Raw genomic sequence first — 3,097 nt, forward strand, 5'->3', positions numbered from 1 at the left:
TGTCACTTACAGGCTTATACCACGGTTTTTCATTAAAGTAATTGCTTATTTCATAGTCTTTAAACTTATAACCCTTGCGCGCGTAGAGGTCGTTAGTAAGGAAGCGCAATTCATCAATGCTCAATTTGCTGATCTGTTGTTCCTTAATTACTTGGGTAGAACAAGTGGCGCAATCTTTTAGCTGTGCCATTGCGCTTAATGAGAATAACGCTATTGATAAAAAGTATAAATGTTTCATATAGTCTCTAAACAGATTTGTTTTCTTTCTTGGTGACACTTCTTAGCAATATATATCCCAAAGCCCCCGCAAGTATGGAGGCCGTTAGAATAGCAAATTTGGCTGCATCTTGTAATTCATGTTCCTTAAAGGAAAGCAAGGAGATAAAGATAGACATGGTAAAGCCTATCCCTGCCAATAGCCCTACGCCTATCATGTGTATCCAACGACTGGCATGTGGTAAGGTGCTTATCTTCAGCTTAACGGCTATAAAGGAGAAAAGGTTGATCCCTACGAGTTTGCCCAAGATAAGCCCTAAAACAACTCCTACTCCCAAAGAAGAGGATAATCCCTCTATCATGCCTGACTTATAGGTGATATTGGTATTAGCCAAGGCAAAAACGGGCATAATGATATAGCCTACAGGGATTTGTAGGGCATGTTCCAGCTTTTCTAAAGGAGATTTTTTACCTTTTTCTGCATTAGCAGGCATAGTAAAGGCCAAAATAACCCCTGCTATAGTAGCATGTATTCCTGAATGGTGCATGCAATACCACAAGAGTACTCCTAAAAGCAAGTAAAATACGATCTTTCTCACCTTAAGATAGTTCAACAAGCATAATACAGCTATGATTCCCCCACTATAGAGCAGGTAACTCCAATGAATCGCATCGGTATAGAAGAGGGCAATCACCACAATAGCTCCCAAATCATCTACTATGGACAAGGCTACTAAAAAGACCTTAATCGCTATAGGCACCCCCCTGCCCAACATAGAGATGACTGCCAAGGAAAAGGCAATATCTGTAGCCATAGGAATCGCCCAACCCTTGCTATAAGGTGTCCCATAATTCAGTAAGGAAAAGATAACCGCAGGCACGATCATCCCCCCTATAGCAGCTACTATCGGGAGGGAAGCACTCCTGATATCCGAGAGTTCGCCCTTGAGGATCTCCCGCTTGATCTCCAATCCTACTAATAGGAAGAAGATAGCCATCAGGGCATCATTAATCCACATACTGATCGAATAAGGCCCTACCTCTTGGTCTAAGAGTGCCTGAAAACTTTCCGCCATAGGGGAATTGGCGATTGTCAAAGAAAGTACTACACAGAGGATCAACAACACCCCTGAGGATTGATTCTTAAGGAAGAATTCTTTTAAAATTGTAATTAGCTTCATGATAATTAATCTTTTATTATAATTTGATATTTAAATATTTATAATTGGGGAATCTGTGATTTACACTTAGTTTTACAATACTGAATTGTGCCAATAGTGTTAGCTTTAATAACAAAAAGAGACTATCCTTATCGGGGTAGTCTCTTTGGTATATTAGAGTTCTCTGAGACATTATAGTCCAAAGGCCTTTCGGATTGTCTCTACATAGTCTAATTTTTCCCAAGTGAAGAGTTCTACCTCTATGGTTTTGGTGTTATGATAAGGAGAAGCAAATACTTTCTTTACCACTTCGGGGTTTCTTCCCATATGACCATAAGCGGCGGTTTCGCTATAAATAGGATAACGCAGCTTCAGGCGCTGTTCTATATCATAAGGGCGTAGAGAGAAGATTTCTCTGACCTTCTGAGCAATCTGTCCATCGGTAAGGGCTACTTTGGAAGTACCATAGGTATTGACATAGACACCTGTAGGCTCGGCTACCCCAATGGCGTAGCTTACCTGTACAAGCATCTCATCGGCTACACCTGCCGCTACCATATTCTTTGCTATATGGCGGGTGGCATAGGCAGCACTTCTGTCCACCTTGCTGGGGTCTTTCCCAGAGAAAGCGCCTCCTCCGTGAGCACCCTTGCCCCCGTAGGTGTCTACAATAATCTTACGTCCTGTAAGCCCTGTATCTCCGTGAGGTCCTCCAATAACGAAAACTCCTGTTGGGTTGATGTGGTATTTAATATTTTCATCAAAAAGATGCGCATATTTTGGGTATTGCTGCTTGATACGAGGAATGAGTATATGGATCATATCCTCTTTGATTTTGGCAAGCATCTTAGCTTCGGTATCAAAGGGGTCATGCTGGGTGGAGATTACAATACTATCTATGCGTACAGGCTTATTATCATCGCTATACTCAAGCGTTACTTGGCTCTTGGCATCAGGGCGTAGGTAAGTGATTTGGTTATTTTCACGGCGTAAAGTAGCCAATTCCCGTACAATGGCATGAGAAAGTGCCAAAGGTAGTGGCATATAAGTATCTGTTTCACGGGTAGCATAGCCAAACATCATTCCTTGGTCGCCTGCTCCTTGTTCCTCAGGAGAGTGGCGTACCACCCCTTGGTTGATATCGGGGGATTGTTCATGTATGGCGGAAAGCACTCCACAGGAGTTTGCCTCAAACATATAATCGCTCTTGGTATAGCCTATACGCCTGATCACATCACGAGCGATCTGCTGTACATCAAGATAAGTTTTGGATTTCACTTCTCCTGCAAGGATCACTTGTCCTGTGGTTACTAAGGTTTCGCAAGCCACCTTGGATGAAGGGTCAAAAGCGAGGAAATGGTCAATGAGAGCATCGCTAATCTGGTCAGCGATTTTGTCAGGATGTCCTTCGGACACCGATTCGGAAGTAAATAAATATCCCATAAAAAAAGTTTATGAGGAGATTACTGGTTTAGCATCTTTTATCGCCCATGCGATGAGGTGGCAATCAGTCAAATCTGTCCTCGGTTAATAGTGGCGCAAAGTTACGGCTTTTATTTTTGAAATAAAACAAATAAATCCATTATTTTTAGTGTAGGATAAAAAAATCAATTTTTATTTTGTGGAATTGAAAAATTGTTTTACCTTTGCACCGTCAAAAAAACAAGCGGGAGTAGCTCAGTTGGTAGAGCGTCAGCCTTCCAAGCTGAATGTCGCGAGTT

The 3,097-nt window shown here is 41.9% G+C and carries 3 protein-coding genes; all 3 read right to left on the reverse strand.

The features are described from left to right. Positions 1–238: YARHG domain-containing protein (locus Q0625_RS13980; RefSeq protein ID WP_298828584.1), on the reverse strand; the 238-nt coding region annotated here is incomplete at its 3' end. A gap of 7 nt (positions 239–245) precedes the next feature. Continuing rightward, on the reverse strand, positions 246–1,397 hold the full coding sequence (gene nhaA, locus Q0625_RS13985) for a Na+/H+ antiporter NhaA (RefSeq protein WP_298828586.1): 1,152 nt from the start codon (positions 1,395–1,397) through the stop codon (positions 246–248). Positions 1,398–1,568: 171 nt separating this feature from the next. Further along, positions 1,569–2,819: a methionine adenosyltransferase gene (gene metK / locus Q0625_RS13990; RefSeq protein WP_298828588.1), complete on the reverse strand. Its 1,251-nt coding sequence runs from the start codon at positions 2,817–2,819 to the stop codon at positions 1,569–1,571. Positions 2,820–3,097: the final 278 nt, after the last annotated feature.

The sequence above is a fragment of the uncultured Capnocytophaga sp. genome, assembly GCF_938029845.1.
GTDB lineage: Bacteria > Bacteroidota > Bacteroidia > Flavobacteriales > Flavobacteriaceae > Capnocytophaga.

Coding starts and splice junctions, on each gene's coding strand:
- metK (WP_298828588.1), bottom strand. CDS start 2,819: ATGGGATATTTATTTACTTCCGAATCGGTGTCCGAAGGACATCCTGAC.
- nhaA (WP_298828586.1), bottom strand. CDS start 1,397: ATGAAGCTAATTACAATTTTAAAAGAATTCTTCCTTAAGAATCAATCC.